This window comes from Roseomonas sp. F4 (assembly GCF_053891155.1).
In genome coordinates this window covers 605056-627465 of record NZ_JBSSHK010000005.1, presented here as the reverse complement: position 1 = coordinate 627465, position 22410 = coordinate 605056, and the positions used below count along the sequence as shown (strand labels likewise).

Annotated in this window: 20 protein-coding genes and 2 pseudogenes; 9 read left to right on the top strand and 13 right to left on the bottom strand. The window is 68.2% G+C overall.

Annotation, left to right across the window (positions count from 1 at the left end):
• The first annotated feature begins 2 nt into the window (after positions 1-2).
• Genes ACVFYP_RS22815 through ACVFYP_RS22805 form a run of 3 tightly spaced genes read left to right on the top strand, consistent with a single transcriptional unit; the run spans position 3 to position 3207 of the window.
• A complete protein-coding gene (locus ACVFYP_RS22815) occupies positions 3-1064 on the top strand; it encodes an ABC transporter ATP-binding protein (protein ID WP_499202513.1) in 1062 nt (353 codons plus the stop codon).
• A 5-nt stretch (positions 1065-1069) separates the two neighbouring features.
• On the top strand, positions 1070-2068 hold the full coding sequence (locus tag ACVFYP_RS22810) for a cupin domain-containing protein (protein WP_499202512.1): 999 nt from the start codon (positions 1070-1072) through the stop codon (positions 2066-2068).
• An 11-nt stretch (positions 2069-2079) separates the two neighbouring features.
• Complete coding sequence (locus ACVFYP_RS22805) at positions 2080-3207, top strand: cobalamin-independent methionine synthase II family protein (RefSeq protein WP_499202511.1); 1128 nt, start codon at positions 2080-2082, stop codon at positions 3205-3207.
• Between the two features lie 53 nt (positions 3208-3260).
• Here ACVFYP_RS22805 and ACVFYP_RS22800 read toward each other — a convergent pair.
• Positions 3261-3781 (bottom strand): annotated as a pseudogene (locus tag ACVFYP_RS22800) (IS701 family transposase); the annotation flags it as partial.
• A gap of 23 nt (positions 3782-3804) precedes the next feature.
• On the opposite strand from ACVFYP_RS22800, the pseudogene ACVFYP_RS22795 reads away from it, so the two are divergent.
• Together ACVFYP_RS22795 and ACVFYP_RS22790 are read left to right on the top strand one after the other, a co-directional pair.
• Positions 3805-3903, top strand: a pseudogene (locus ACVFYP_RS22795) (IS481 family transposase); the annotation flags it as partial.
• A gap of 355 nt (positions 3904-4258) precedes the next feature.
• Positions 4259-5662: a M20/M25/M40 family metallo-hydrolase gene (locus ACVFYP_RS22790; RefSeq protein ID WP_499202510.1), complete on the top strand. Its 1404-nt coding sequence runs from the start codon at positions 4259-4261 to the stop codon at positions 5660-5662.
• 58 nt (positions 5663-5720) lie between these two features.
• Here ACVFYP_RS22790 and ACVFYP_RS22785 read toward each other — a convergent pair whose 3' ends face one another.
• The 4 genes from ACVFYP_RS22785 to ACVFYP_RS22770 form a co-directional block, all read right to left on the bottom strand.
• Positions 5721-6401: a GntR family transcriptional regulator gene (locus ACVFYP_RS22785; protein WP_499202509.1), complete on the bottom strand. Its 681-nt coding sequence runs from the start codon at positions 6399-6401 to the stop codon at positions 5721-5723.
• Complete coding sequence (locus tag ACVFYP_RS22780) at positions 6394-7677, bottom strand: amidase (RefSeq protein WP_499202508.1); 1284 nt, start codon at positions 7675-7677, stop codon at positions 6394-6396. The genes ACVFYP_RS22785 and ACVFYP_RS22780 overlap by 8 nt, the downstream gene beginning before the upstream one ends.
• 63 nt (positions 7678-7740) lie before the next feature.
• Complete coding sequence (locus ACVFYP_RS22775) at positions 7741-8706, bottom strand: Bug family tripartite tricarboxylate transporter substrate binding protein (protein ID WP_499202507.1); 966 nt, start codon at positions 8704-8706, stop codon at positions 7741-7743.
• A gap of 14 nt (positions 8707-8720) precedes the next feature.
• The gene (locus tag ACVFYP_RS22770) at positions 8721-10148 is read right to left on the bottom strand and encodes an amidase (protein ID WP_499202506.1); all 1428 of its coding nucleotides are present in this window, start codon (positions 10146-10148) and stop codon (positions 8721-8723) included.
• 206 nt (positions 10149-10354) lie between these two features.
• On the opposite strand from ACVFYP_RS22770, the gene ACVFYP_RS22765 reads away from it, so the two are divergent.
• The 4 genes from ACVFYP_RS22765 (at position 10355) to ACVFYP_RS22750 (ending at position 14625) form a co-directional block, all read left to right on the top strand.
• Entirely contained in the window at positions 10355-11188 is an 834-nt protein-coding gene (locus ACVFYP_RS22765; RefSeq protein ID WP_499202505.1) for a sugar phosphate isomerase/epimerase family protein, read from the top strand.
• 17 nt (positions 11189-11205) lie between these two features.
• Entirely contained in the window at positions 11206-12087 is an 882-nt protein-coding gene (locus ACVFYP_RS22760) for a beta-keto acid cleavage family enzyme (protein WP_499202504.1), read from the top strand.
• Between the two features lie 40 nt (positions 12088-12127).
• Positions 12128-12997 (top strand): beta-keto acid cleavage family enzyme, encoded by an 870-nt coding sequence (locus ACVFYP_RS22755; RefSeq protein WP_499202503.1) that lies wholly within the window; start codon positions 12128-12130, stop codon positions 12995-12997.
• Between the two features lie 80 nt (positions 12998-13077).
• On the top strand, positions 13078-14625 hold the full coding sequence (locus ACVFYP_RS22750) for an ABC transporter substrate-binding protein (RefSeq protein WP_499202502.1): 1548 nt from the start codon (positions 13078-13080) through the stop codon (positions 14623-14625).
• Between the two features lie 25 nt (positions 14626-14650).
• Here the strand turns inward: ACVFYP_RS22750 and ACVFYP_RS22745 are convergent, their stop codons facing one another.
• The 8 genes from ACVFYP_RS22745 to ACVFYP_RS22710 all read right to left on the bottom strand — a co-directional run bounded on the left by ACVFYP_RS22745 (position 14651) and on the right by ACVFYP_RS22710 (position 22181).
• Entirely contained in the window at positions 14651-16225 is a 1575-nt protein-coding gene (locus ACVFYP_RS22745; protein ID WP_499202501.1) for an MFS transporter, read from the bottom strand.
• The gene (locus ACVFYP_RS22740) at positions 16222-16611 is read right to left on the bottom strand and encodes a DoxX family protein (RefSeq protein WP_499202500.1); all 390 of its coding nucleotides are present in this window, start codon (positions 16609-16611) and stop codon (positions 16222-16224) included. Before ACVFYP_RS22740 ends, ACVFYP_RS22745 begins: the two co-directional genes overlap by 4 nt.
• Positions 16608-18476 (bottom strand): amidohydrolase, encoded by a 1869-nt coding sequence (locus ACVFYP_RS22735; protein ID WP_499202499.1) that lies wholly within the window; start codon positions 18474-18476, stop codon positions 16608-16610. The genes ACVFYP_RS22740 and ACVFYP_RS22735 overlap by 4 nt, the downstream gene beginning before the upstream one ends.
• The gene (locus ACVFYP_RS22730) at positions 18473-18709 is read right to left on the bottom strand and encodes a XapX domain-containing protein (protein ID WP_499202498.1); all 237 of its coding nucleotides are present in this window, start codon (positions 18707-18709) and stop codon (positions 18473-18475) included. Before ACVFYP_RS22730 ends, ACVFYP_RS22735 begins: the two co-directional genes overlap by 4 nt.
• A 7-nt stretch (positions 18710-18716) precedes the next feature.
• Positions 18717-19370: a hydrolase gene (locus ACVFYP_RS22725; protein WP_499202497.1), complete on the bottom strand. Its 654-nt coding sequence runs from the start codon at positions 19368-19370 to the stop codon at positions 18717-18719.
• A gap of 71 nt (positions 19371-19441) precedes the next feature.
• Positions 19442-19786: a hypothetical protein gene (locus ACVFYP_RS22720; RefSeq protein ID WP_499202496.1), complete on the bottom strand. Its 345-nt coding sequence runs from the start codon at positions 19784-19786 to the stop codon at positions 19442-19444.
• Between the two features lie 269 nt (positions 19787-20055).
• Positions 20056-20661 (bottom strand): response regulator transcription factor, encoded by a 606-nt coding sequence (locus ACVFYP_RS22715; protein ID WP_499202495.1) that lies wholly within the window; start codon positions 20659-20661, stop codon positions 20056-20058.
• Entirely contained in the window at positions 20658-22181 is a 1524-nt protein-coding gene (locus ACVFYP_RS22710; RefSeq protein ID WP_499202494.1) for a sensor histidine kinase, read from the bottom strand. The genes ACVFYP_RS22715 and ACVFYP_RS22710 overlap by 4 nt, the downstream gene beginning before the upstream one ends.
• Between the last annotated feature and the right edge of the window lie 229 nt (positions 22182-22410).

Sequence of the window (22410 nt, the reverse complement as noted above, 5' to 3'; positions counted from 1 at the left end):
CCATGGCTGACGTAAGCTTGCGCAACGTGACCAAGGCCTGGGGCGGCTTCACCGCGGTGCGCGACCAGTCGCTGGAGATTCGCGACGGGGAGTTCATGGTGCTGCTCGGCCCCTCCGGCTGCGGCAAGACCACGACGATGCGGATGATCGCGGGGCTGGAGGAGCCGACGACGGGCGACATCCTGATCGGCGGCCAGCGGGTGAACGACCTGCCGCCGCGCGACCGCGACATCGCCATGGTTTTCCAGTCCTACGGCCTCTATCCGCACATGACCGTCGAGGACAATATCGGCTACCCCCTGAAGCTGCGCGGCATTAAGGGCGCGGAACGCGCCGCGCAGGTGCGTGCCGCGGCGGCGAAGGTGGAGCTGGAGCCGCTGCTGCACCGCCGGCCGAAGGAGCTTTCCGGCGGCCAGCGGCAGCGCGTGGCGCTGGCGCGCGCCATCGTTCGGCGGCCGACCGTCTTCCTGATGGATGAGCCGCTGTCGAACCTCGACGCCAAGCTCCGCGTCTCGACGCGGGCCGAGATCAAGCACCTGCAACATGAGCTCGGCGTCACCACCGTCTATGTCACCCATGACCAGATCGAGGCGATGACGCTGGCGCATCGCGTCGCCGTCATGCAGGGCGGCGAGATCCGTCAGCTCGACACGCCGGAGGTGATTTATGACCGCCCTGCCGATCTATTCGTCGCCGGCTTCATCGGATCGCCGCCGATGAACCTGGTGGATGGCGATCATGCGGATGGCCGTTTCGCCGCAGCCGGCGGCTTCCACGCCATAACCGGCGTCACGCGCCATTGCGGCCGCGCTGTGCTCGGCGTGCGGCCCGAGGATGTCACAGTGGCGCCCGCTGGCAGCGGTGATCTCGACGCCAGCATCTATGCGGTGGAGCTCACCGGCGATGCGGTGCTGGTCACCGTGCAGGCTGGCGCCGCGCGAATCATCGCCAAGGCGGACCGTGCCTGGCGGGCCGAGATCGGCAGCACCGTGGCGCTGCGCCTCGATGCCAGCCGCCTGCATCTGTTCGACGCCGCTTCGACCAAGCGCCTGCAACCGGAATGACCGCCATGCTGACCGATCGCCTGATCCGCTATGCGGACCTCATCCCCTGCCGCAACGCCTTCGTCGACAGCCGCACGCCGGGCTCCGACGCCAAGGAGAATTTCACCCTCATTGGTCCCGGCGTCAGCGAGAATCCCAATCAGCATGTGCATATCCCCGAAGCGCATGGCTTCAATATCGGCGGTGCGCGCCAGCCGCCGGGCTGCCTGAACAGCCAGCACAGCCACGAGACGGCGGAAGTCTTCATTGCCCATAAGGGCCGCTGGCGCATGATCTTCGGCGTGAATGCCGATGAAGGCGACGTGGTGATGGAGGAAGGCGACACCATCTCCATCCCCACCCACATGTATCGCGGCTTCGAGAATATCGGCTCGGAGACCGGCTTCCTGTTCGCCGTGCTCGGCCGCGACAATCCAGGCAAGGTCACCTGGGCACCGCGCGTCTTCGAACTCGCGCAGCAATACGGCCTGGTGCTGCTGGAAGGCGGCCGGCTGGTGGACACCACGGTCGGGGAAAGCGTCCCGGCGAATGCCGTGCGACAGCAGCCGCCGGGGCCGGAGCAGATCGCGGCGCTGGCCACCCCGCCGGCGGAGCGACTGCAGGGCTGCGTCATTAAGGCCGGCGACCTGCGCGCCAACCCGAGCTCGCCGCTGGCGCGCGAAGGGGTGGAGGAGTTGCCGATCATTGGCCCGGCGCGTACCGGCGACGGTTTCGAGCCCGGCCCGCTCATCGGCTGGTGGCCGCATGGCTTCAACCTGCGCGCGCTGCGCCTGGAATCCGGCGCCAGCGTGCCGAGCCATGTGCGGGAGGAGGAGGAGGTGATCTTCGTCCATCGCGGCGTGCTGCAGATCACGACGCCGGAAGGGGAGGTGATCCTCGGCCCGGGCGATACCTTCACCACGCCGAAGGGCCTGGCGCGCGGCTTCCGCGCCAGCTCCTCCAACGGTGTCGCCGCCTATGTCGTGCGCGGCGGCGATGCCCCCGCCGCGCCGCGCTTCGTCTGAGGTCGCACCGCATGACCCACATCCGCACCACCCATGTCGGCTCCCTGCCGCGCAGCCAGATCGTCGCCGACTTCCTGTTCGCGCGCGAACGCGGCGAGCCAACCGATCCCGCCGCCTATGACGCCGCGATGGATCACGCGACGCATGAGGTACTGCGCCGGCAGAAGGCGATCGGCATCGACATCCCCTCGGATGGCGAAACCTCCAAGATCTCCTATGCCACCTATATCAAGGACCGGCTGACCGGCTTTGCCGGCGACAGCCCCCGTCGCATGCCGGCTGACCTCGGCGACTTCCCGGCCTATGCTGAAAAGATCGCGCGCGGCGGCGGCACGCCCACCTATCGGCGGCCGCGCTGCACGGGCCCGATCGGGGTGAAGTCGATGGACCCGCTGGCGCATGACCTTCGGCTGATGCGCCAGGCGTTGGACGGCGCCGGCTATGCCACGGGCTTCATGAACAGCGCTTCGCCCGGTGTCATCGCGCTGTTCCAGCCCTCCGATATCCACCCCGACCTCGACAGCTACATGACGGATCTGGCGGAGGGGATGCGGCATGAATATGAGGGCATTGTCGCCGCCGGCCTCACGTTGCAGATCGATGCGCCGGACCTCGGCCTCGGCCGCCACATGCTGTATCCGGAACTGACAGAGGATGCATTCCTGCTGCGGGCCGAGCGGCATGTGGAGGTGATCAACCACGCGCTCCGCAACATCGCGCCCGAGCATGTCCGGCTGCACATCTGCTGGGGCAATTACGAGGGGCCGCATACGCGTGACATCGCGCTGGGCCGTGTGCTGCCGGTGCTGCGCAAGCTGCGCATCGGTGGGCTGCTGTTCGAGGCATCGAACCCGCGACATGCCCATGAGTGGACGGTTTGGCGTGACCAGACGCTGCCGCCGGACTGGGTGCTGATTCCCGGCTGCCTGGACAGCACGACGAACTTCGTTGAGCACCCGGAGCTGGTGGCCCAGCGGATCGAGACCTTCGCTCGGATCGTAGGGCCGGAGCGCGTCATCGCCGGCACCGATTGCGGTTTCGGTACCTTCGCCGGCTATGGCGCGGTGCATGGCGACATCGCCTGGGCGAAGCTGGCCTCGCTGACGGAGGGGGCGCGGATCGCCTCGGCACGTCTGTAGCGATGATGCGGCACCGGTCTGGGTGGCAAATGTGACCGCCGCCTGATCCATCCGGGCACGCCGGCCTTGGAGCGCCGCGTCGTATCCCCGCCCCAGACCTTCGGCAGGTAGAGCCTGTGGCCACGGGCAGGCTGGCATGTTGGTTGGCGACCGAGAGGCTGATGGCGACCTGGCAGTTCTCCTGCTTATCGAGTTGGCCGCAATACTGCCGTGCGACGCCGACGGAGTGCACGCCCTTCTTGGGGAAGCCGGTGTCGTCGATGATCCACAGCTGGATCGGGCCGTGTTGCTGGATCGCGGGCAAGACCTCGGCGCGGACTGCGGCCAGCATCGCCACGTCGGACCAGTCGGCCTTGGCGATCAGGTGGTGCTGCGACTGATGGGCAGCCTGGATTCGACCAAGCTCAACCCGCGCGGCCATGGGATCAATGCTCTTGCGGTCGCCCGGCAGCAGCAAGCCGGCATGGCCGAGAGCCACGCCAAGCGCCTCGACATAGGCAGCAAAGCGCGATTCACTATCGCCCGATGAGGATGAGTGAGCTACCCGGCCCCTGCGTTGCACCGAGCATGGCATCGAGCACCGCTTCGCCCGTATTACTCTGGCGGTACCTCGACGACTTTGGCGCGGCCTACAATTTCGGCCGCCGGCTCAAGCGCGTCCGCGGCCTCACACCCTACGAATTCGTCTGCAGAGCATGAGCCCTCGAGCCTCCACGCTTCACCCCGAACCCGCACCACCAGATGCCGGGACCGAAACCTTTTAGCAGTCCATCACTGACATTGAAACTGGCACTCCGACTGCACCGCTCCGCAGTTCCATCGCATCATCCAACGCGCAGCAAATCAAGACGCTTGCGCGTCCCCGCATCCCATTCAGCCATATCCACCCAACACAAACCGCCGCCTCGGAGCACACGCTCCGCAGGCGGCTTTCGCATGTCCAACGCAAACGCGATCACGCGAACGCCCCCGACAAATCAAAGCTCCATCCCACCGTTGGCATGACTGACGCGCCGCCTCTAATGTTGCCTTGCAATTCGGAGAACGGTCTATGAGCGAACGCGTCGCGAATTACCTCGCAGGCCAGAGGGACGCGATCCTCGAGCGGCTGTTGACGCTGATCCGTTTCCCCTCCGTCAGCACAGACCCCGCTTTCGCCGAGGGCATGCACGGCGCCCGCACCTTTCTGCTCGACCGGTTGCGGGCGATCGGCATGCAGGATGTCCAACTGCTGGAGGCGCCGGCTGGCCAGCCGGCTGTCTACGGCGCCTGGAATGGCGCCGGCCCGGACAAGCCCACCATCATGATCTATGGCCATTACGATGTTCAGCCGGCCGACCCGCTCGAACTCTGGCAGTCGCCGCCCTTCGAGCCGACGCTCCGCGACGGCCGGATCTACGCGCGCGGCGCGAGCGACGTGAAGGGGTCCACCACCATCGCCATCGAGACGGTGGCGGCGTTCCTTGCCGTAGAAGGGGGCTGCCCGGTCAATGTCAAACTGTTCCTCGAAGGCGAGGAGGAGGTCGGCAGCCCGAGCCTGCCGGCACTGATCGAGGCGCATCGTACATTGCTGGCCGCCGATGCCATGCTGTCGGCCGATGGTGGTGGCGCTGCGGGCAAGGTGCCGGTCCTGAATATCGGCTGCCGCGGTATCACCGCGCTGCAATTCAGCCTGCGCACCGCGAAGAAGGACGCCCATTCGGGCAAGGTCGGCGGCGCCATGCGCAACGCCCTGCATGAAATGGCGCGCCTGGTCGCCTCGCTGCATGAGGACGAAGGCCGTGTCGCCGTCGAGGGCTTCGAGGCGGGTGCCGCGCCCCTCACCAACGCCCTCCGCGTTGAATCCGCCTCGCTCCCGTTGGACGAGTCCGCTTGGTATGCGGAATTCGGCGCCGCTCCCTTCGGAGACCCGGCCTATACGGTCCGGGAGCGCACGACACTTCGCCCCACCGTCGAGGTCAACGGCATGTGGGGCGGATATACGGGCAGCGGCGGGAAGACCGTCACGCCGGCGGAGGCGCATGCCAAGCTCACCATGCGCCTGGTCCCCGGCCAGGACCCGGCGGCGACGCAGGCCGCAGTGAAGGCGCATCTCGAACGTCACGCCCTGACTGGCGTAACGCTGGAATTCCATTACAGCCCGGGTGGCACGCGGGCCTATACGCTCGCCGCCGACCACCCGCTGCGCGCCGCCGCTTCGGCGGTGTTGCGGCGGGAGAAGGGGGCGGAGCCGGCGGTGATGCGCCTCGGCGGCACGGTGCCGATCACGACGCTGTTCCAGGAAAGCCTCGGCATGGACAGCCTGATGTTCGGACTCGCCAGCGCCGACGAGGACGCCCATGCGCCGAATGAGTTTTTCCGGCTTTCTTCGCTGGACGAGGGCCTGCGCCTCTGGCCGCTTCTGCTGACCGAAATCGGCCGGATGCCGGTCGCGGCGTTTCGCCGCAGCCTGTAGCGCGGCGCGGCGACCTGAAGGCGGCGCGGGCCAACCGCGCCGCGGCCGCCCTGGGGTGCTATTGCCCAGGCAGGCCCATCGCCTCCAATTCCCGCCGAGCTGCATCCACATGCCTGCGCATCAGCATCTCCGCCAATTCGCCATCCCGGTCGCGCAAAGCAGCGCAGATCCGCAGGTGGTCATCATAGGCTCGTCGTGCCCGATCCGGCTTGTTGCTGGTGTGGAAGCGGAACAGCCGCGTCAGCGAATAGTGGTCCTGGCAGAGCAGCTGTTCCAGCCTGCGGGATTTGGACAGCGCCGCCACGGCAAAATGAAAGTCGAAGGCGCCAGGCTCCTGGAAATAGGATTCGCCTGAGCGTATGCGCGCATCCGCCGCGTGTTCGTGGAGTAGGGCCTCCAGGGCCGCAATCCCCTCATCCGTCGCGCGTTCCGCGGCCAGGCGGCACGCCAGGCCTTCGAGATTGGCGCGAATCTCATACAGTTCGATCAGGTCCTGCCGATCGAGCGCCACCACCCTGACGCCCGCATGCGGCAGGCGCACCACCAGGCCGCGGCCTTCGAGCCGCCGAAGCGCTTCCCGCAACGGCCCGCGACTGATGCCGTAGCGCGCCGCAAGAGTCTCCTCTCCAAGCCGGCTGCCAGGCGGGAACTCCCCCGTGACGATGGCATGTTCAATGCTGGCGAAAGCGCGATCGGCATGAGTCTGCGGCACGAGGCTGAGCGCTGGTGCCTCATCCATTCCCATGGCGCATCACCCACTCCGCCGCCGCCAACAGCCTGGCTTCGTCGCCTGGCCGGGCCAGCAATTGCGCACCGATCGGGAGTCCGTTCGGCCCGGTCATCAAAGGCAGGGAAAGGGCTGGCAATCCAAGCACCGTCCAGACGGCGCAGAATTGGAAGTCGCCAGTCGCGCTCCCTTGCGGAGCCTCGCCGGCCGCGGCGGCGGCCAGCAGCAGGTCATGGCCCTCGAACAATTCGCCGATTGCCGCGCGTGCTTGGCTCGCCTGCTGCAGCGCGGCTCGATACGCGGCGTGGCTGCAGGCGCGGCCATGGGCGATGCGGCCTTCCCGCAGCGTCGTGCTGATACGCGACCAGTGGTGCTCGATCTCATAGGTGAAGTTACGCAGGAACTCGAAGCTGGAGATCGCCTGATGCGTCTGTGAAAGACCCAGGAAGGTTGGGCCGACCGTCACATCCGAAACAGCTGCGCCGGCGCGCGACAGATGCAGTGCCAGCGCATCCATCCGCTCCGCTGTGCCCGCATCCATCCGCTCCGCCAGATGGCCGCGGCAGTAGCCGATGCGCGGCGCGTAGGGTTCCGGCGCCGCGGACACGGCCACGCCGCGCAGCGCATCGAAGGTCAAGGCGATATCGGCGACGGAGCGTGCGAAGACGCCGATGCGGTCGAAGGATTGCGCGGCGGTGCGCACGCCGGAGAGTGGGATCTCGCCCAGGCTCGGCACAAAGCCCACCACGCCGCAGAAAGAGGCAGGGCGAATGGTGGAGGAGGTGGTCTGCGTGCCCAGCGCCAACGGCAGCATCATCGCGGCGACGGCCGCGGCGGAGCCGGAGGAGGATCCCCCGGGCGTGCGCGTCACATCATGTGGATTGCGCGTCGGTCCGGGATGGATGTTGGCGAATTCCGTCGTCACCGTCTTGCCCAGCACGATGGCGCCCGCCTTGCGCGCCAAGGCAACGCAGGCCGCATCGGCAGAGGGTTGGTGCCCCTGATGGATCGGCGAGCCATAGCCGGTCGGCATATCGGCAGTATCGATGATGTCCTTCACGCCAAGGCCAGCGCCAGCCAGCGGCAATGTGGTGCCGCGCTTGTCGATGGCGTCGGCGGCGGCGCGGGCTCCCTGCGCGTCGAGATGCGCGAAGGCCATCACCTCCGCCTCGCGCCGCGACACCTGCTCCAGGCAGGCCTCGACGACGGCGCGCGCGGTTGTTTCGCCACGGGCTACGCGATGCGCGACCTCGGTCGCCGTCAGTTCATTCAGTCTCGGCGCCGTCATCGGCCTGCGACCCCCCGGTTACGGTGGCTGCTACCGTCTTGACGCAGCCACTTCAAGCATGGCTCAGCCCGGCGTGGCGCCCGAAGCCCGTACGATCGGCGCCCACTTCGCTGTTTCGGCCTTGATGAAAGCGTCCAATTCCTCCGGCGTGGAGGGCGTCGCCTGAATGGCGCGGGCGCCGAGTGCTGCGACCAGTTCCGGATCCCGCAGCGCCGCGGTCGCCGCGCCATGTAGCGCCGACAGGATCGGCGCTGGCAGCCCGCGCGGGGCCATCATGCCGCTCCAATCCTGCATGTCGAACTCGCCCAGCCCGGCGGTTTCCGAAACCGCGGCGATGTCCGGCAGCAGCGGGCTGCGCGCCTTGGTGGAGACCGCCAGCATTCGCAGACGGCCGCTTTCGGCCAGCGCCTTGGCGCCGGAGGCGGGGGTGAAGGCGAAATCGACCTGACCGGTCACCAGATCCGTCACCAGCGGCGCACCGCCGCGATAGGGCACGTGCACGTTACGGACGTCCGCCATCAGGTTGAGTTGCTCGCCCGCCAGGTGGCCAGCGCCGCCGGAGCCGGAGGAACCGTAATTCAGCGGCCGCTGCTTCGACGCGGCGATGACGTCCTGCACGCTCCGCCAACTGCGCTCAGCCGGAATCGCCAGCACATTGACGATCATGGCGACACGCGTGATCGGCGTGAGGTCGGTCTGCGGGTCGAAGCTCAGATTGCCGTACATGACGGGGTTGATCGAAAGCCCACCAATCGTGCCCATCAGGATGGTGTGCCCATCCGGCGGCGAGCGCACGACATGTTCGGAGGCGATGTTGCCATGCGCGCCGGCGCGATTCTCCACCACCACCGGCTGGCCCAGCAGCGCCTGCATCTTCGGCGCCATCAGCCGCGCCGCGATGTCCGTTGTGCCGCCGGGCGGGAAGCCCACCAGGAAGCGGATCGGGCGGTTCGGAAAGCTGCCCTGCGCGAGCACGGCGGGGCTTGCAAGCACAGCGGGAAGGCTTGCCAGCAGCTGTCGGCGACGCATGGTCTTCACTCCTATCAGGCGTGTGGCAGCAGCGTGTCGCGCACCCACGCCGCGATGGCGCAGGTTTCCGCATCCTGTCCGGCGAAGCCCGCCACCTGCAGGCCGAGCGGCAATTCATCCGCAACCAGCAGCGGCAGCGCGAAAGCGGGCGCGCCGAACAAGGTCCAAGGCAGCGCATAGCTGCGCGATCCGGTGAAGGCATGGTCCTGGATGGCGGGGCCGGAGGAACAGAGCATCACGAAGCCATCGGCATGGCCCACAAAATCCGCCAGCCGCGCGCGCAGCTTCACACGGTCGGACAAGGCGCGGAGGTAGCGCGCTTCATCCATGCCGTCGGCGCGCGCCAGCAGGTTGTGAATGCGTTCGCCGACCATGCCGGCGCCATGCGCGCGATAGGCCCGCAGGGGCCATTGCGCTTCCCAGGCCAGCAGATCATTAGCGAACTCGTTGATCTCGCGCAGCGCCTGCTCCAGCGCCGCGGTCGCGGGATCATTGTCGGCTGTCAGGATGCGCACGCCGCTACGCGCGACGGCCTCGATGGCGACCTCGAAGGCGGCCTGGGACGAGGGCGGCGTCTCGGCCCAGCCGAGCGTGTCCAGCCGTACCAGGGTTCGCGGCGCCTGTGCGGGCGGGGCTTCATCCGGCCCTGCCAGGGCAGGCTGCGGCGGCGTGCCACCCGCGAAGCGGGCGATGGCGCGGGCGCCGGCCCAGACATCCTCTAGGCTCGAACCGATCACGCCGAGATGGTCCAGCGTCGGCGCCAGCGGTGCCAACCCACCGATATGCAGAGCGCCATGCGTTGGCTTCAGCGCATAGGCGCCACAATAGCCGGCCGGACGAATGGTGGAGCCGTGCGTCTGCGTGCCGAGGCCGAGCGAGGCCATGCCCGCACCGACCGCCGCGGCGGAGCCCGAGGACGATCCGCCAGGGGTGCGGATGCTGTCATAGGGGTTGCGGGTCGGCCCGGAATTGCCACAGGCGAATTCCGTGGTCACCGTCTTGCCGATGACCACGGCACCCGCCTGACGAAGCGCCCGCACGCAGGCGGCATCGCGCTGCGCCTGGTAGCCCCGGAAAATCGGGCTGTTCATCTGGGTCGGCAGATCGATGGTCTCTATCATGTCCTTGACCACCAGCGGCATGCCATCGACCGGCGAAAGTGGCTGACCGGCGCGCCACCGGGCCGTCGACGCATCGGCCGCACGGCGCGCGGCTTCCGGGTCATGCGTGACGAAGGCCGCGACCGCGGGCTCATCCCGCTCGATCGTGGCCAGTCGCTCCTCGAGGAAGGCGCGGGGTGAAGTTAGGCCGGCGCGGAAGGCGGCGCTGTTCGGGACGAAGGGACGCGTGAGGGGACGTGCCGGGTCGTAGGCAACCTGGCGCCTGGGCGCCTGGGGATCGAGCGGCGCAACGGGCAGCGGCATGTCGTGCGGGTCGGTCACGCGGGTCTCCGGCCTGGTCGGACCCTATGGCAATCCGAAAGCGGTATCTTGTCAACAACCAAGGCATCGGCTGATGCGGCACTTGTATGCCACAGCGCGCTTTTCAGGCAGGGCGTGCCATTTTACGCGGCAATATCGCATTGACAGGACGACTCGGGCGGGGCTTCCCTCAGGATCGTCAACAATCCAGGAGGGGCGTAGCCATCGTGACAGGCTTCAGGGACCGCATCGGAATCGACTTCGGCGCCCGACTGCCGATCGAGGACGCCGTCGCCTGGTCCGCCGCATCGGGCGTCAGCGTGATCGACGTCCGCCTCGGTGACACCGGCAATGTCTTCAGTAGCTTCGACGCGGCGCGCATCGCCGGCGTCCGCCGTTCCACGGAGGCGGCAGGCATCCAGCTTGGCCTGCATACCCTGTCCGCCGTGAATGCCGCCGAGACCGCGCCCTTCCTCAGCGAGGCGGTGGATGAGTATCTGCGGCGCTACATCGATCTGGCAGGCCCGCTCGGCGCCGGCTGGATCGTCATGCATGGCGGGTTCCACTTCACCGGCGACTATGAACGCCGCATGGCGAAGGGCGTGGAGCGCCTGAAGTGGCTCGGCGACTATGCCAGGTCACGGGGTGTCCGGCTGCTGCTGGAGAACATGAATCCCGAACCCGCCGATGCCGAGGTTCGTTATCTCGCCTGCGATGTCGAGGAATGCCGCTACTACTTCGACCGCCTGGACCCTGCCAGCATCGGCTGGACCTTCACGGCCAATCACGCCCACATGCTGCCCATCGGCATCGCCGGCTTCTTCGAAGCCTTTGGCCCTACCCGCATGGAGGAGGTGCGCCTCGCGGACAATCGTGGCGGCAAGGAAGAACATCTCAAGCCGGGAGATGGCACGGTCGATTTCGAAGCGACCTTCGCGTTGATCGAACGCGCCGGCTACCGCGGCCACTACATGCTCGCCTACGGCACCATCGAGGAGATGCGCGAGGGGCGGGAGGAGCTGGCGGCGCGTGCGGTTCGCGCCGGTATCGCCAAGGCTTGAAGGGGAGGAACCAGACCATGGCCAAGAAGGTCATTATCATGGCGCGCATCAACGAATACGCGCCGCGCGACCGCAATCCGCACATCCCCTTCACGCCAACGGAAATCGCCGAGACCGCCGCCGCCTGCGCCGCGGAAGGCGCTTCCATCGTGCATTTTCACGCACGCAACCCGGATGGCTCGCCAAGCCATGATCCGGAGATGTACCTCGAGATCATCCGCGCCATCCGCGCGCGCAGCGACATCCTGATCGACTGCACGCTGGGCCAGAACACCATCAAGGGTGACGCCGCGCGCGCGGCGCATATCGCCCGCATGCAGGGCGGCCCGGCCAATCGTGCGGATATGGCGGCGATCGACGTCGGCAGTACCAACATCGATGTGTACGACGCGCAGGCGAAGCGCTTCACCACCACGGACAAGACCTATGTCAACACCATGTCCACATGCATGTATCTGGCGTCGGAGATGGACAAGGTCGGAGTTAAGCCGCACCTGACCTGCTGGGCCATCCCCTTTCTGCGCGCGGCCGACGCGCTCATGGATATGGGCGTGTTTCAGGAGCCTGCCTATGTGCAGTTCGCCTTCTGCGAGGGCGGCATCGTCGGTGGACATCCTTGCACCATCGCAAGCACGCTGGCCTTCCTCGACGTGTTGCCGCCAGGCCGGCGCATCGAATGGACCGTGACCTGCAAGGAGGGAAATCTGCTGCCGGCCGCAGCCGTCGCGCTGGAGCGCGGCGGCCACCTCTCGCCCGGCATCGGCGACTACCCCTATCCGGAACTCGGCTGCCCCAGCAATGCGGAGCTGGTCCGCTTTTTCGCAGGCCTTGCCCGCGGCTTCGGGCGGGAACCCGCAACCCCGGCTGAGACCCGCGCCATGCTCGGGATCCGCGCCTGATTTTTCGCGGCACGCCGCTTGCTAGACCTTTGAGGTGACCATGACCAAGAAGCTCATCATCAACGTGCGTCTGAACGAGTGGGAGAAGCGCGGACCCAATCCGCACATCCCCTATTCGCCACGCGAGATCGCCGAGGATGCGGCGCGGTGCCGGGAGGCCGGCGCCTCGATCGTGCATGTCCATGCGCGCGGCCCGAATGGCGAGCGCAGTCACAGTCCGGAGCTCTATGCGGAGATCACGAAGGAGATCCGCGCGCGGAGCGACATCCTGATCCACACCACGCTCGGCAATGTGTATCTGGAAGGCGAGGCGGAGGACCGGGTGAAGCATGTCGCGGCGTCGAAGCCGGACATCGCGACGATCGATATCGGCAGCACCAACATGGATCGGTACAACCCTGCGGAGAAGCGCTGGGAGACGACCGACAAAGTCTATCAGAACAGCATCGAAAGCTGCATGTTCTTCGCGCGCACGATGAAGGAACTGGGTGTGAAGCCCAGCGTCGGTGTCTGGACCGTGGCCTTCATGCGCGCCACGGCCGCCTTCATCGAAATGGGGCTGCTGGACAATCCCGCGCTGGCGAAGATCCCGCTCTGCGGCGGCGGACGGCTGGCCGGGCATGAGGCGACGCCGGCGGGCCTCGCGGCCTTTCTGCACGCCATTCCCAAGGATGAGAGCATCCAATGGGCAGTCTGTACGAAGCATGCCAACATCTTCCCCTGCGCGGCCATGGCCATCGCAGAGGGGGGCCATGTCGCGCCGGGGCTGGGGGACTACCACTACCCGGAACTTGGCTGCCCGACCAACGCGGACATCGTGCACCGCATCGCCCGCATGTCGCGCGACATGGCGCGCGAAGTCGCCACGCCTGCGGATGCGCGTGAACTGCTGCGCATGCCGCCCGGCTGAATATCCCATCACCTAGGAGCGAACCGAGGATGCCCGCACCACAGCCCCGTCGCAGCTTGTTGGCCGCCTGCGCACTGCTCATGTCCCTGACCCCGCTGGGCGCTGGCCCCCGGGCTCAGACGGCACCGACGCTGCGTATCGCGGTGGAGGCGGACATCACCTCGACAGACCCGCACTTCCACAATCTGGCGCCGAACAAGGCGGTGTCCGCGCACTTCTTCGATCCGCTGATCCTGCAGGATGCGCAGCAGCGCCTGCAGCCGGGCCTTGCCGAGTCCTGGCGCGCCGTCGATGAGACGACCTGGGAGTTCAAGCTGCGGCAAGGTGTGACCTGGCATGATGGGTCACCCTTCACGGCGGACGACGTCGCCTTCACCGTGCAGCGCGCGCCGTCCGTGCCGAACAGCCCTTCCTCCTTCGGCCTGTATCTGCGCCAGATCGCGGAGACCACGGTGGTGGATGCCCACACCATCCGCTTCCGTACCAACGGCGTGTTCCCGCTGATGCCCGTTTATCTCAGCACCTTTGGCATCGTCTCTCGCAAGCATGGCGAGGGAGCGAGCACCGCGGACTACAACAGCGGCAAGGCGATGATCGGCACCGGGCCCTATCGCTTCGTCAGCTGGCGCCAGGGCGAAAGCATCGTGATGGAACGCAATCCCGACTACTGGGGTGGCGCGCAGCCCTGGGGCACGGTGACCACGCGCTTCATGCGCAGCGCCGCATCGCGCGTCGCCGCGCTGCTGTCCGGCGACGTCGACCTGATCGACGCGCTGCCGACCAGTGATATTGCGCGCGTGGAGCGGGATACGCGCTTCCGCGTCAGCCGCGCCATCTCGAACCGCAACATGTATGTCTTTGTCGATCACCTCGAGCGTGCCTCCCCCTTCGTGCGCGACCGGCAGGGTCAGCCCATGGCGCAGAATCCGTTCCGCGACCTGCGGGTGCGGCAGGCGGTGAGCCTGGCGATGAACCGGGAAGCCATCGTCTCCCGTGTCATGGATGGTGCGGCGGAGGCGACGGGGCAGGTCATGCCGCGCGACTGGTTCGGTTGGACACCGACGCTGCCGGTCCCGCCCCACGACCCGGCGGGCGCCCGTCGTCTGCTTGCGGAGGCGGGTTTTCCAAATGGCTTCAATCTGACCATCCACTGCTCCAACAACCGCTACGTGAATGACGAGCGGATCTGCCAGGCTGTTGGTCAGATGCTGACACGTATCGGCATCCAGACGGAGGTGCAGGCGCTGCCCTTCGCCACCTGGATCACCGCCGCCAGCCGACAGGACTACTCGATGATCTTTGGTGGCTGGGGCATCGACACCGCCGAGCCTTCCTCGCCGCTCGGATCGCTGCTCGCCACCTATAATCGTGCGACCGGGCAGGGAGCCTCCAATCGGTCGCGCTACTCAAATGCGGAAGTCGACCGGCTGGTGGCGCAGGGGTTGGCGACGCTCGACGACGAGGCGCGCCGGCAGATCTTCATCCAGGCCACCGAGATCGCGATGCGCGATGTCGGCCTCGTGCCCATGCACCATCAGGTGAATCTCTGGGGTGTGCGGGCGGGATTGCAGCACACGGCGCGGGCGGATGAGTGGACTTTGGCGACGAGCGTGCGCCCGGCCCCTTGATGCAAAGGGCGCGATGCGCAGGGCGTCATCGCAGGCCGAGCAGATGCGTGACGTGGGGTGGTGCGTCGCCCTCGTGTAGCGCGGCCACCGCCTGCTGCACGGCCCGATCCGCGACGGTGACGCGTCCATGCTGGCGGAGATGTTCTGCCCAGCTCGCCAGCACGAACCATTCGACGATCCGCTCGGGGTCCGCCGCATCGACGAAGACCGCCCAGGCCAGGGCGCCGTCGCGACGGCGGATCACGCCGAGCGGGCGGATCGCGGCGTGGAAGGCCGCATGGCGGTCCGGTGCCACGCGATAGGTCACCTGGATTGCGACCGGTCCCCGCTCCGCCGGCTCCGCCACGGCCGCATGCGGGTCGGGCCAGTGACGGGAGGGGTCAAGTTCATCCTCGCCCGAGGGCAGCGGCAGGACACGTGCCAGCAATACCGTCGCCCCGCCGCCGGCGGCGGCCGCCAGCAGCGCGCCGGGAATGCCAAGCCAACTGGCCAGTTGGCCCCAGCCCAGGCTTCCCAACGCCATCGCGCCAGAAAACACTGTGAGATACAGCGCCAGCCCGCGCCCGCGCACCCAGTTCGGCAGCACCGCCTGAACGGTGGCGTTCAGCGTCGTCAGCACGGTGATCCAGGCGATGCCTGCCAGCAGGCATAGCAGCACGGCGAGGATGCCCGTCGTCGCCAGCGCCAGGCCGGCCTGCGCTGCGGCGCTGCCCAGCGCGCCGAACAGCATCAAACCCTCCGCGCCGCCGAGCCGCGTCCGCAGCCAGGGCATCAGCAGGGCGCCAAGCACCGCGCCGAGACCGATCGCGGCCAGCATGAAGCCATAGAGCCCCGGGCCGCCGGCCAGCGTCTGCCGCGCCAGCAGCGGCAGCAGCGCCCAATGCGCGGCACCGCAAGCGAAGAAGATGGCCGCGCGCAGCAGGACGCGGCGCAGGGCGGGCGCATGCAAGGCATAGCGCAGCCCCGCTTGCATCGCCCCCGGCAGGCTTTCGCGCGGGCCTTCCACCGCCGGCGCGGCGCGGCGCCACCAGAGCAGCGCGGCAATGACGATGACGTAGCTGATCGCATCCGCAAGGTAGGTCGCCGCCACGCCCAGCGTCGCAACGATGACGCCACCCAGCGCCGGGCCGATGGCACGGCTGACATTCACGCCGAGCGAGTTCAGCGCGATGGCCGGCCGCAGATCGGCGCGCGGCACCATTTCGGGCACGGCTGACTGCCATGCGGGCGCCCCCAGCGCGGCACCCGCCCCGCCGGCCAGCACCAGCATCAGAAGCAGCCAGGGCGTCATCAGCCCCAGCGCCGTGGTGATGGCGAGTGTCAGCGCCACCACGCCCAAAAAGGCCTGCACGCCGATCAGCAACCGGCGCCGGTCCATCAGATCCGCCAGCGCGCCCGCCGGCAGGGCCAGCACGAAGACCGGCAGCGTGCTCGCCGCCTGCACTAGCGCCACCATGACCGGGGAGGGCGCGAGTGAGGTCATCAGCCAGCCGGAGCCGACATCCCGCATCCAGGTGCCGATATTGCCGAGAACGGTCGCCGTCCAGAGCACGGCGAAGACCTTGTGGCGCAAGGGCGCGAAGGCGCTCGGCTCGCTCATCGCCCGGCGTCCCACCAGGCGACGAGCAGGAAGCCGCCGACCAGTCCCAGATGCTCGAAGAAGGCGTTCGCCGTCATGAAGCGCTCATGCCCCTCGGGGAGCGTCCAGAAGCGATTGGCGATGAAGGTGGCGGCGAGGGTGAAGCCGGCCAGCGCCAACGCGCCGGCCGCGCGGTAGCGACCGGAGAGCACCAGGGCGCTGGCGCCAAGTTCCAGCAGGATGGTCAGTGCTGCCGTCGCCGCAGGCAGCGGAAGGCCGAAATGCGCGGCCTCCGCCACCGCCCCGGGGAAGTCGAGCAGCTTGTTCAGCCCGCCCTGGATATAGGCGGCGCAGAGGCCGAGCAGCGCGAGCCGCGGCAGCCAGGGCGAGGGCAGCAGCGTCCTCATACCGCCCAGCAGCCGCAGCCGAAGGCGCCCCAGAAGCCGGCGGCATCGGCGGCAGGTGCCTCCGTGCCCCAGGCGCGGCCATGGGCATGGCCGTGCACGGCGCAGGCGCTGGCGCAGCCGCAGGCGGCAGCCGCCGCCGCATCATCCGCCATCAGCCGCGGCGTGCCGCGCTGATAGCCGCCGAAGCGTCGCACCGGCGACCAGTCCGGCATCGCCGCGGGCAGCGCGGGCGCGAGATCGGCGAAGTCGCCTGCGCCATGCACAACCTTGCCGCCCAGCAGCGTCAGCACGGATTCCAGATGCAGAATCCGCTCCTCCGGAACCTGGAAATAATCCTCGGACAGCACGGCGAGGTCGGCGAGTTGGCCGACCTTGATCTGGCCCTTCTTGCCCTCCTCGGTGGAGAACCACGTGTTCTGCTCCGTCCACAGCCGCAGCGCCTGTTCGCGGTCCAGCCGGTTCGCCGGCGGGTACATGCGCAGCCCGCCGAGCGTGCGGCCTGTGACGAGCCAGGCCAGCGAGACCCAGGGATTGTAGCTGGCGACCCGCGTCGCATCCGTGCCCGCGCCGACCTTCGCGCCGCTGGCGAGCATGCGGGCGATCGGCGGCGTGCGCGCCGTGGCCTCCGCGCCGTAGCGTTCGGAAAAGTCCTCGCCCTGGTACATCATGCGGTGCTGCACGGCGATGCCGCCGCCGAGCGCTGCGACGCGGTCGATATTGCGGTCGCTGATCGTCTCGCAATGGTCGAAGATCCAGTGCAGCCCGTCGATCGGCTGGTCGCGGTTCACCTTCTCGAAAACGTCCAGCGCGCGGGTGATGGTTTCGTCATAGGTGGCGTGCAGGCGCCAGGGCCAGCGATTGGCGACCAGCACGCGGATCACCTGCTCCAGCTCCGCCTCCATCTCCACCGGCAGTTCGGGGCGCGGCTCCCGGAAATCCTCGAAATCGGCGGCGGAGAAGACCAGCATCTCGCCGGCACCGTTATGGCGCAGGCTGTCATCGCCCTGCCCGGGCTGCACCATGCCGGCCCAGCGGGTGAAGTCCGCGACCTCCTCGCCCTTCTTCTGGGTGAACAGGTTGTAGGCGATGCGCAGCGTCAGCTCGCCTTCCGCATGCAGCTTGCGGATGATCTCGTAATCTTCGGGATAGTTCTGGAAGCCGCCGCCCGCATCGATCACGCCGGTGACGCCGAGGCGGTTCATCTCCCGCATGAAGTGCCGGGTGGAGTTCAGCTGGTACTCCGGCGGCAGCTTTGGGCCGCGTGCCAGCGTCGCATACAGGATGGTGGCATTGGGGCGGGCCAGCAGCAGGCCGGTGGGATTGCCCGCGGCGTCGCGCTGGATCTCCCCGCCCGGCGGGTCGGGTGTGTCCTTGGTATAGCCGACGACGCGCAACGCGGCGGCGTTCAGCAAGGCGCGGTCATAGAGGTGCAGGATGAAGATGGGCGTGTCGGGCGCCGCGGCGTTCAGCTCTTCGATCGTCGGCAGCCGCTTCTCCGCGAATTGGTGGCGCGTGAAGCCGCCGACCACGCGCACCCATTGCGGCGGCGGCGTGACCGCGACCTGCGCGCGCAGCATGGCCATGGCATCGGACAGGCTCGCCACGCCGTCCCAGCGCAGCTCCATGTTGTAGTTCAGGCCGCCGCGGATGATGTGCATGTGGCTGTCGATCAGCCCCGGGATCGCGCGCCGGCCGCCGAGGTCGATCACCCGCGTGGCGGGGCCGGCGCCATCGCGCACCTCCCGCATCCCACCCACCGCGACGAAGCGGCCGCCGGTGATGGCGACCGCTTCCGGCGCCGGGTTGGCGCGATCCAGCGTGGTGAAGCGGCCATTGACGAGGATCAGCTCGTGCCCATCGGTCATGTCTCGTGCTCCCTGTCCGGCTTGGGTTGGTGCGTGCCGTGCGCGCAGATGCGCGTCACGGCCTGCGCCAGGTCGATATGGCCACGCCACCAGCCCACCGCCTGCTCGCCCACCAGCATCCCCAGCAGGCCGAGCAGCGCGATCACCGGCGGGGCAGGAGACCGCACGCCGAACAACCCATAGACGACGCCCACGCCGAGCCCGAGCAGCGTCGAGATGATGTAGGGCGCCATCGGCCCGTCAATGCCCTTCGCTGGCGCCGAACATGGACTTCGCATAGGTGATGCCGATGCCATAGGCACCGCCGAGCTGGCGCGCCACGCCGGTCGTCATGTCGTAGGTCTCGGCCCGTGCCCAGTCGCGCTGCAGCTCCAGCATGTATTGCAACGAGGTCATCGGCACGCAGCCGGCCTGCACCATGCGGTCCATCGCGCGGTCATGCGCCTCCGCCGAGACATCGCCGCAGGCATCGCCCACGACATAGACCGCAAAGCCCTGGTCAAGCGCCGACAGCGCCGGCCCGACGATGCAGACCGAGGTCCAGAGCCCGCTGAGCACGATGCGCGACTTGCCGAGGCGGTTCACCTCGTCCGTCACCGCCGCATCTTCCCAGGCATTCATGCTGGTGCGGTCGAGCAGCGGCTGGCCGGGGAAAGGCGCCGTCACCTCGTCGAACATCGGGCCCGAAAAGCCCTTGGCGGCGACGGTGGTCAGGATGGTGGCAACGCCAAAACCCTTGGCGGCCTTGGCCAGCAGGGCGGCGTTGTTGCGCAGTTCGATGGCGCTGATGGATTTGGTGGCGAAGGCCATCTGCGGCTGGAAATCGATCATCACCAGCGTGTGGTCGCCGGGCGTCAACAACTGGCGGCCGGCCATGGGCTTGGCTTCGGGCATGGGTGTCATCCTCGCGAGCGTGGCGGTGGCAGGCAGGGCTTTGCCGGAGGCGGTGCCTCCGGCGGCGCGCCTCAGCGGCGCGGCGTGCCCGGATTGCCGTCGAGCGGCGCGCCGTAGCGGGTCTCGCCGGGGGCGCCGAGCTCGCTGTTGAAGCGCAGGATATAGACCGGGCCGCCACCGAAGGCCGGGCGGCCATTGCCGTAGGTGACGCGGTATTCGCCCATGCCCGTGGCTTCCACCCGGGTGGCATCGCCGCCGACCACGGGCATGCAGTTCATGTTGTAGACGACCTCGGTATTCTCACCGGACCCGCGAACCTCCTGCACCTGGCAGCTCATCAGGGTCTGGGCGGCGGCCGGCAGCGTGACGGCGGTGGCCAGCAGCAGGCTGGCGGCAATGGCGGGGAGGTGCCTCATCGGATGTTCCTTCCTGGGATCAGGCCCGGTGCCGAGGCGCCGGATCGCCTGCACCGGAGGGTTCCGATGCGGGGCGGACGATGCCGAGGAGGGCAGGGTTGAAACAATTATGCGGTGGTATGGCCGGGCCTGATCCTTCGGCTACGACCATCGCCACGCTCCGGTGCCCTGGATCCCCGGCCGCGCGCCCCGCCGGCGGGCGGCCTATGCAAGGGAGCTGCCATGCCCCCGCGCCAGGACGATTATACGAAGGTATCGCGCCGTCGGGGCTAACGGAGCGAAAGTCGGTCCACCATGCGCACCAGTTCGGGCAGCGATCGTGCCTGCATCTTCGCCATCGCCTGCGCGCGATGCACCTTCACGGTGATCTCACTGAGATTGAGCTGCGCCGCCACCTGCTTGTTCATCTGCCCGGCGGCGACCATGGTCATGATCTCCCGCTCCCGCTGCGTCAGCGTGGCATAGCGCGCCTGCAGCACGGCGAGCGCCGCGGCGTCGTCGCGGCGCGCCTCGCTGAGCGCGATGCCGCGATGCACGGCATCCAGCAGGTCCTGGTCGCGGAACGGCTTGGTCAGGAACTCGATCGCGCCGGCTTTCATGGCGGCGACCGACATCGGGACGTCGCCATGGCCGGTGATGAAGATGATCGGCAGCGGCAGGCCGAGCTGCGCCAGGGCGCGCTGGAATTCCAGCCCGCTCTGGCCGGGCAGGCGCACATCCAGCACCAGGCAGCCGGGTACGTCGCGGCGTGGCGCGGCGAGGAAATCCCGCGTCGAGGCATGCGCCTGCACCTCGTGGCCGACCGAACGCAGCAGGCTCTGCAGCGACTCGCGGATCGCCTGATCGTCGTCGATGATGAACACCACCGGCGTCATGCGGCGATGCCCCGCGGCCCCTCGCGGCCGGGGGCGGCCGGCAGGGCGAAGTGGAAGATGGCGCCGTGCGGCACGTTGTCTTCGACCCAGAGCCGGCCACCATGCGCCTCCAGGATCGACTGGCAGTACATCAGGCCCATGCCCGTCCCTTCCGGCTTGGTGGTGAAGAATGGCTCGAAGATACGGCGCCGTTGCTCCTCCGCAACGCCATGCCCGGCATCGGCAAAGGAAACCTGCAATTCGCCCTTCGGGGCCGCATGGCTGGTAACCCGCAGCACGAGCCGCCGGCCCCTGATGCCCGACATAGCCTCGAAGGCATTGTTGGCAAGGTTGGAAACCACCTGTTCCAGCTGCGCCGCGCTGCCGCTGACCGGCGGTAGCCGCTCCCCCAGCCGCCATTCCAGCGTCACGTCATGTGGGCGAGCCTCCGCCGCGCAGCGCATCAGCACGGTCTGCAACAGCCGGTTGAGGTCCAGCGTCACCCGTTCCTGATCGCCCTTGCGGAAGATGGCGCGGATGCCATCGATGATGCGGCCGGCGCGTAGCCCGTCGCGGCCGATCCGCTCCAGCGCCGCGCGGGTCTCAGCCAGGTCCGGCGGGTTACGCGCCAGCCAGCGCAGCCCGGCATCCGCATTGGTCACCATGCCGGCCAAGGGCTGGTTGACCTCATGCGCGATGGAGGCGGACAGCGCCTGCATCGAGACCAGCCGCGCCTCCCGCGCCCGCCGCTCCGCCGCGACGGCGCGCGCAAGCTGCGCGGACAGGGTCGTGGTCTGCGCCAGCAGCACGAACAGCACCACCATGGCGGCCACCAGCCCATAGAGCCGTCCGGCCCACCAGCCGAGGCTGAGGCGCAGCCCCTCGCTGATGAAGCTCAGCATCAGGATGTCGATAAGCAGCGAGAAGGTGACCACGGCAAGCCACAGGTCCAGCACCGACCAGCCGCGCAGCAGCAGGATGGCGAGCGTGATGGCGTAGATCGCGGTGATCAGGATGGCGAAATAGGTCCAGTTCGCGGTGATGGTCGCCGTATCCAGCATGAAGCGCGGCAGCAGCGCCTCGTTCCGGACAACGAGGACCGCGAGGCCGGAGACCGCGACGACCACCGCCAGGATGCAGGCCGCGACGGCGATCCCGCCGCGCCGTGGCGCCGCCGTGCGCGTCTGCCGGCAGGCCAGCAGCGCATAGGCCATGAGCAGCAGCGCGAAGCCGAGCCGGCGCATTGCGGCGATGGAGGCGGTGGTCTGCGGCCCGGCCGGCGGCAGGCCCATGGCGTCGAATACGCCCGGAAAGGTCAGCGCCCAGGGCACCACCATGAGGCCGGAGAACAGATAGGCGGCGGCCAGCAGCATCACGGCGAGGATACGGTGCACGGAGAACAGTGCCAGCAGCAGCGCCCCGGTGACCAGTTCGATGACCACCAGCGCCGCGGCATAGGCTGGCAGCAGCACCTGGGAGCCCACCAGCGGAGCCTGCGCATGCGGCGCCGCGAGGGCCAGGCCGATCAGCAGCGACGCCATGACGCTCGCCGCGAGCCGCCTTTGCGCGGAGGAAGGCGGAGTGGTCGAGAGGAGGGAGGGCTGCTCATCCTGTCGAACCCTGCGCAAATCCGATGCCTCCGTGCTCGCCCGGCTCCAACCTGCCCGATAAAGGCATGGTTGTACATGAAACCGCCCGGGTGCCGGGGCTATCCGGCCGGTCCTTTTGGCACCACCTCGGACGCGCCGGCATACCTTCGTATGATTGCCT

Excerpts from the sequence above, each read along its gene's own strand:
- ACVFYP_RS22815 (WP_499202513.1), top strand. The coding sequence starts at position 3 with ATGGCTGACGTAAGCTTGCGCAACGTGACCAAGGCCTGGGGCGGCTTC.
- ACVFYP_RS22715 (WP_499202495.1), bottom strand. The coding sequence starts at position 20,661 with ATGACGCCGGTGGTGTTCATCATCGACGACGATCAGGCGATCCGCGAG.
- ACVFYP_RS22735 (WP_499202499.1), bottom strand. The coding sequence starts at position 18,476 with ATGACCGATGGGCACGAGCTGATCCTCGTCAATGGCCGCTTCACCACG.
- ACVFYP_RS22805 (WP_499202511.1), top strand. The coding sequence starts at position 2,080 with ATGACCCACATCCGCACCACCCATGTCGGCTCCCTGCCGCGCAGCCAG.
- ACVFYP_RS22790 (WP_499202510.1), top strand. The coding sequence starts at position 4,259 with ATGAGCGAACGCGTCGCGAATTACCTCGCAGGCCAGAGGGACGCGATC.
- ACVFYP_RS22710 (WP_499202494.1), bottom strand. The coding sequence starts at position 22,181 with ATGGCGTCGCTGCTGATCGGCCTGGCCCTCGCGGCGCCGCATGCGCAG.
- ACVFYP_RS22775 (WP_499202507.1), bottom strand. The coding sequence starts at position 8,706 with ATGCGTCGCCGACAGCTGCTGGCAAGCCTTCCCGCTGTGCTTGCAAGC.
- ACVFYP_RS22760 (WP_499202504.1), top strand. The coding sequence starts at position 11,206 with ATGGCCAAGAAGGTCATTATCATGGCGCGCATCAACGAATACGCGCCG.
- ACVFYP_RS22740 (WP_499202500.1), bottom strand. The coding sequence starts at position 16,611 with ATGAGGACGCTGCTGCCCTCGCCCTGGCTGCCGCGGCTCGCGCTGCTC.
- ACVFYP_RS22750 (WP_499202502.1), top strand. The coding sequence starts at position 13,078 with ATGTCCCTGACCCCGCTGGGCGCTGGCCCCCGGGCTCAGACGGCACCG.
- ACVFYP_RS22780 (WP_499202508.1), bottom strand. The coding sequence starts at position 7,677 with ATGACGGCGCCGAGACTGAATGAACTGACGGCGACCGAGGTCGCGCAT.
- ACVFYP_RS22745 (WP_499202501.1), bottom strand. The coding sequence starts at position 16,225 with ATGAGCGAGCCGAGCGCCTTCGCGCCCTTGCGCCACAAGGTCTTCGCC.
- ACVFYP_RS22730 (WP_499202498.1), bottom strand. The coding sequence starts at position 18,709 with ATGGCGCCCTACATCATCTCGACGCTGCTCGGGCTCGGCGTGGGCGTC.
- ACVFYP_RS22755 (WP_499202503.1), top strand. The coding sequence starts at position 12,128 with ATGACCAAGAAGCTCATCATCAACGTGCGTCTGAACGAGTGGGAGAAG.
- ACVFYP_RS22810 (WP_499202512.1), top strand. The coding sequence starts at position 1,070 with ATGCTGACCGATCGCCTGATCCGCTATGCGGACCTCATCCCCTGCCGC.
- ACVFYP_RS22725 (WP_499202497.1), bottom strand. The coding sequence starts at position 19,370 with ATGCCCGAAGCCAAGCCCATGGCCGGCCGCCAGTTGTTGACGCCCGGC.
- ACVFYP_RS22785 (WP_499202509.1), bottom strand. The coding sequence starts at position 6,401 with ATGGATGAGGCACCAGCGCTCAGCCTCGTGCCGCAGACTCATGCCGAT.
- ACVFYP_RS22720 (WP_499202496.1), bottom strand. The coding sequence starts at position 19,786 with ATGAGGCACCTCCCCGCCATTGCCGCCAGCCTGCTGCTGGCCACCGCC.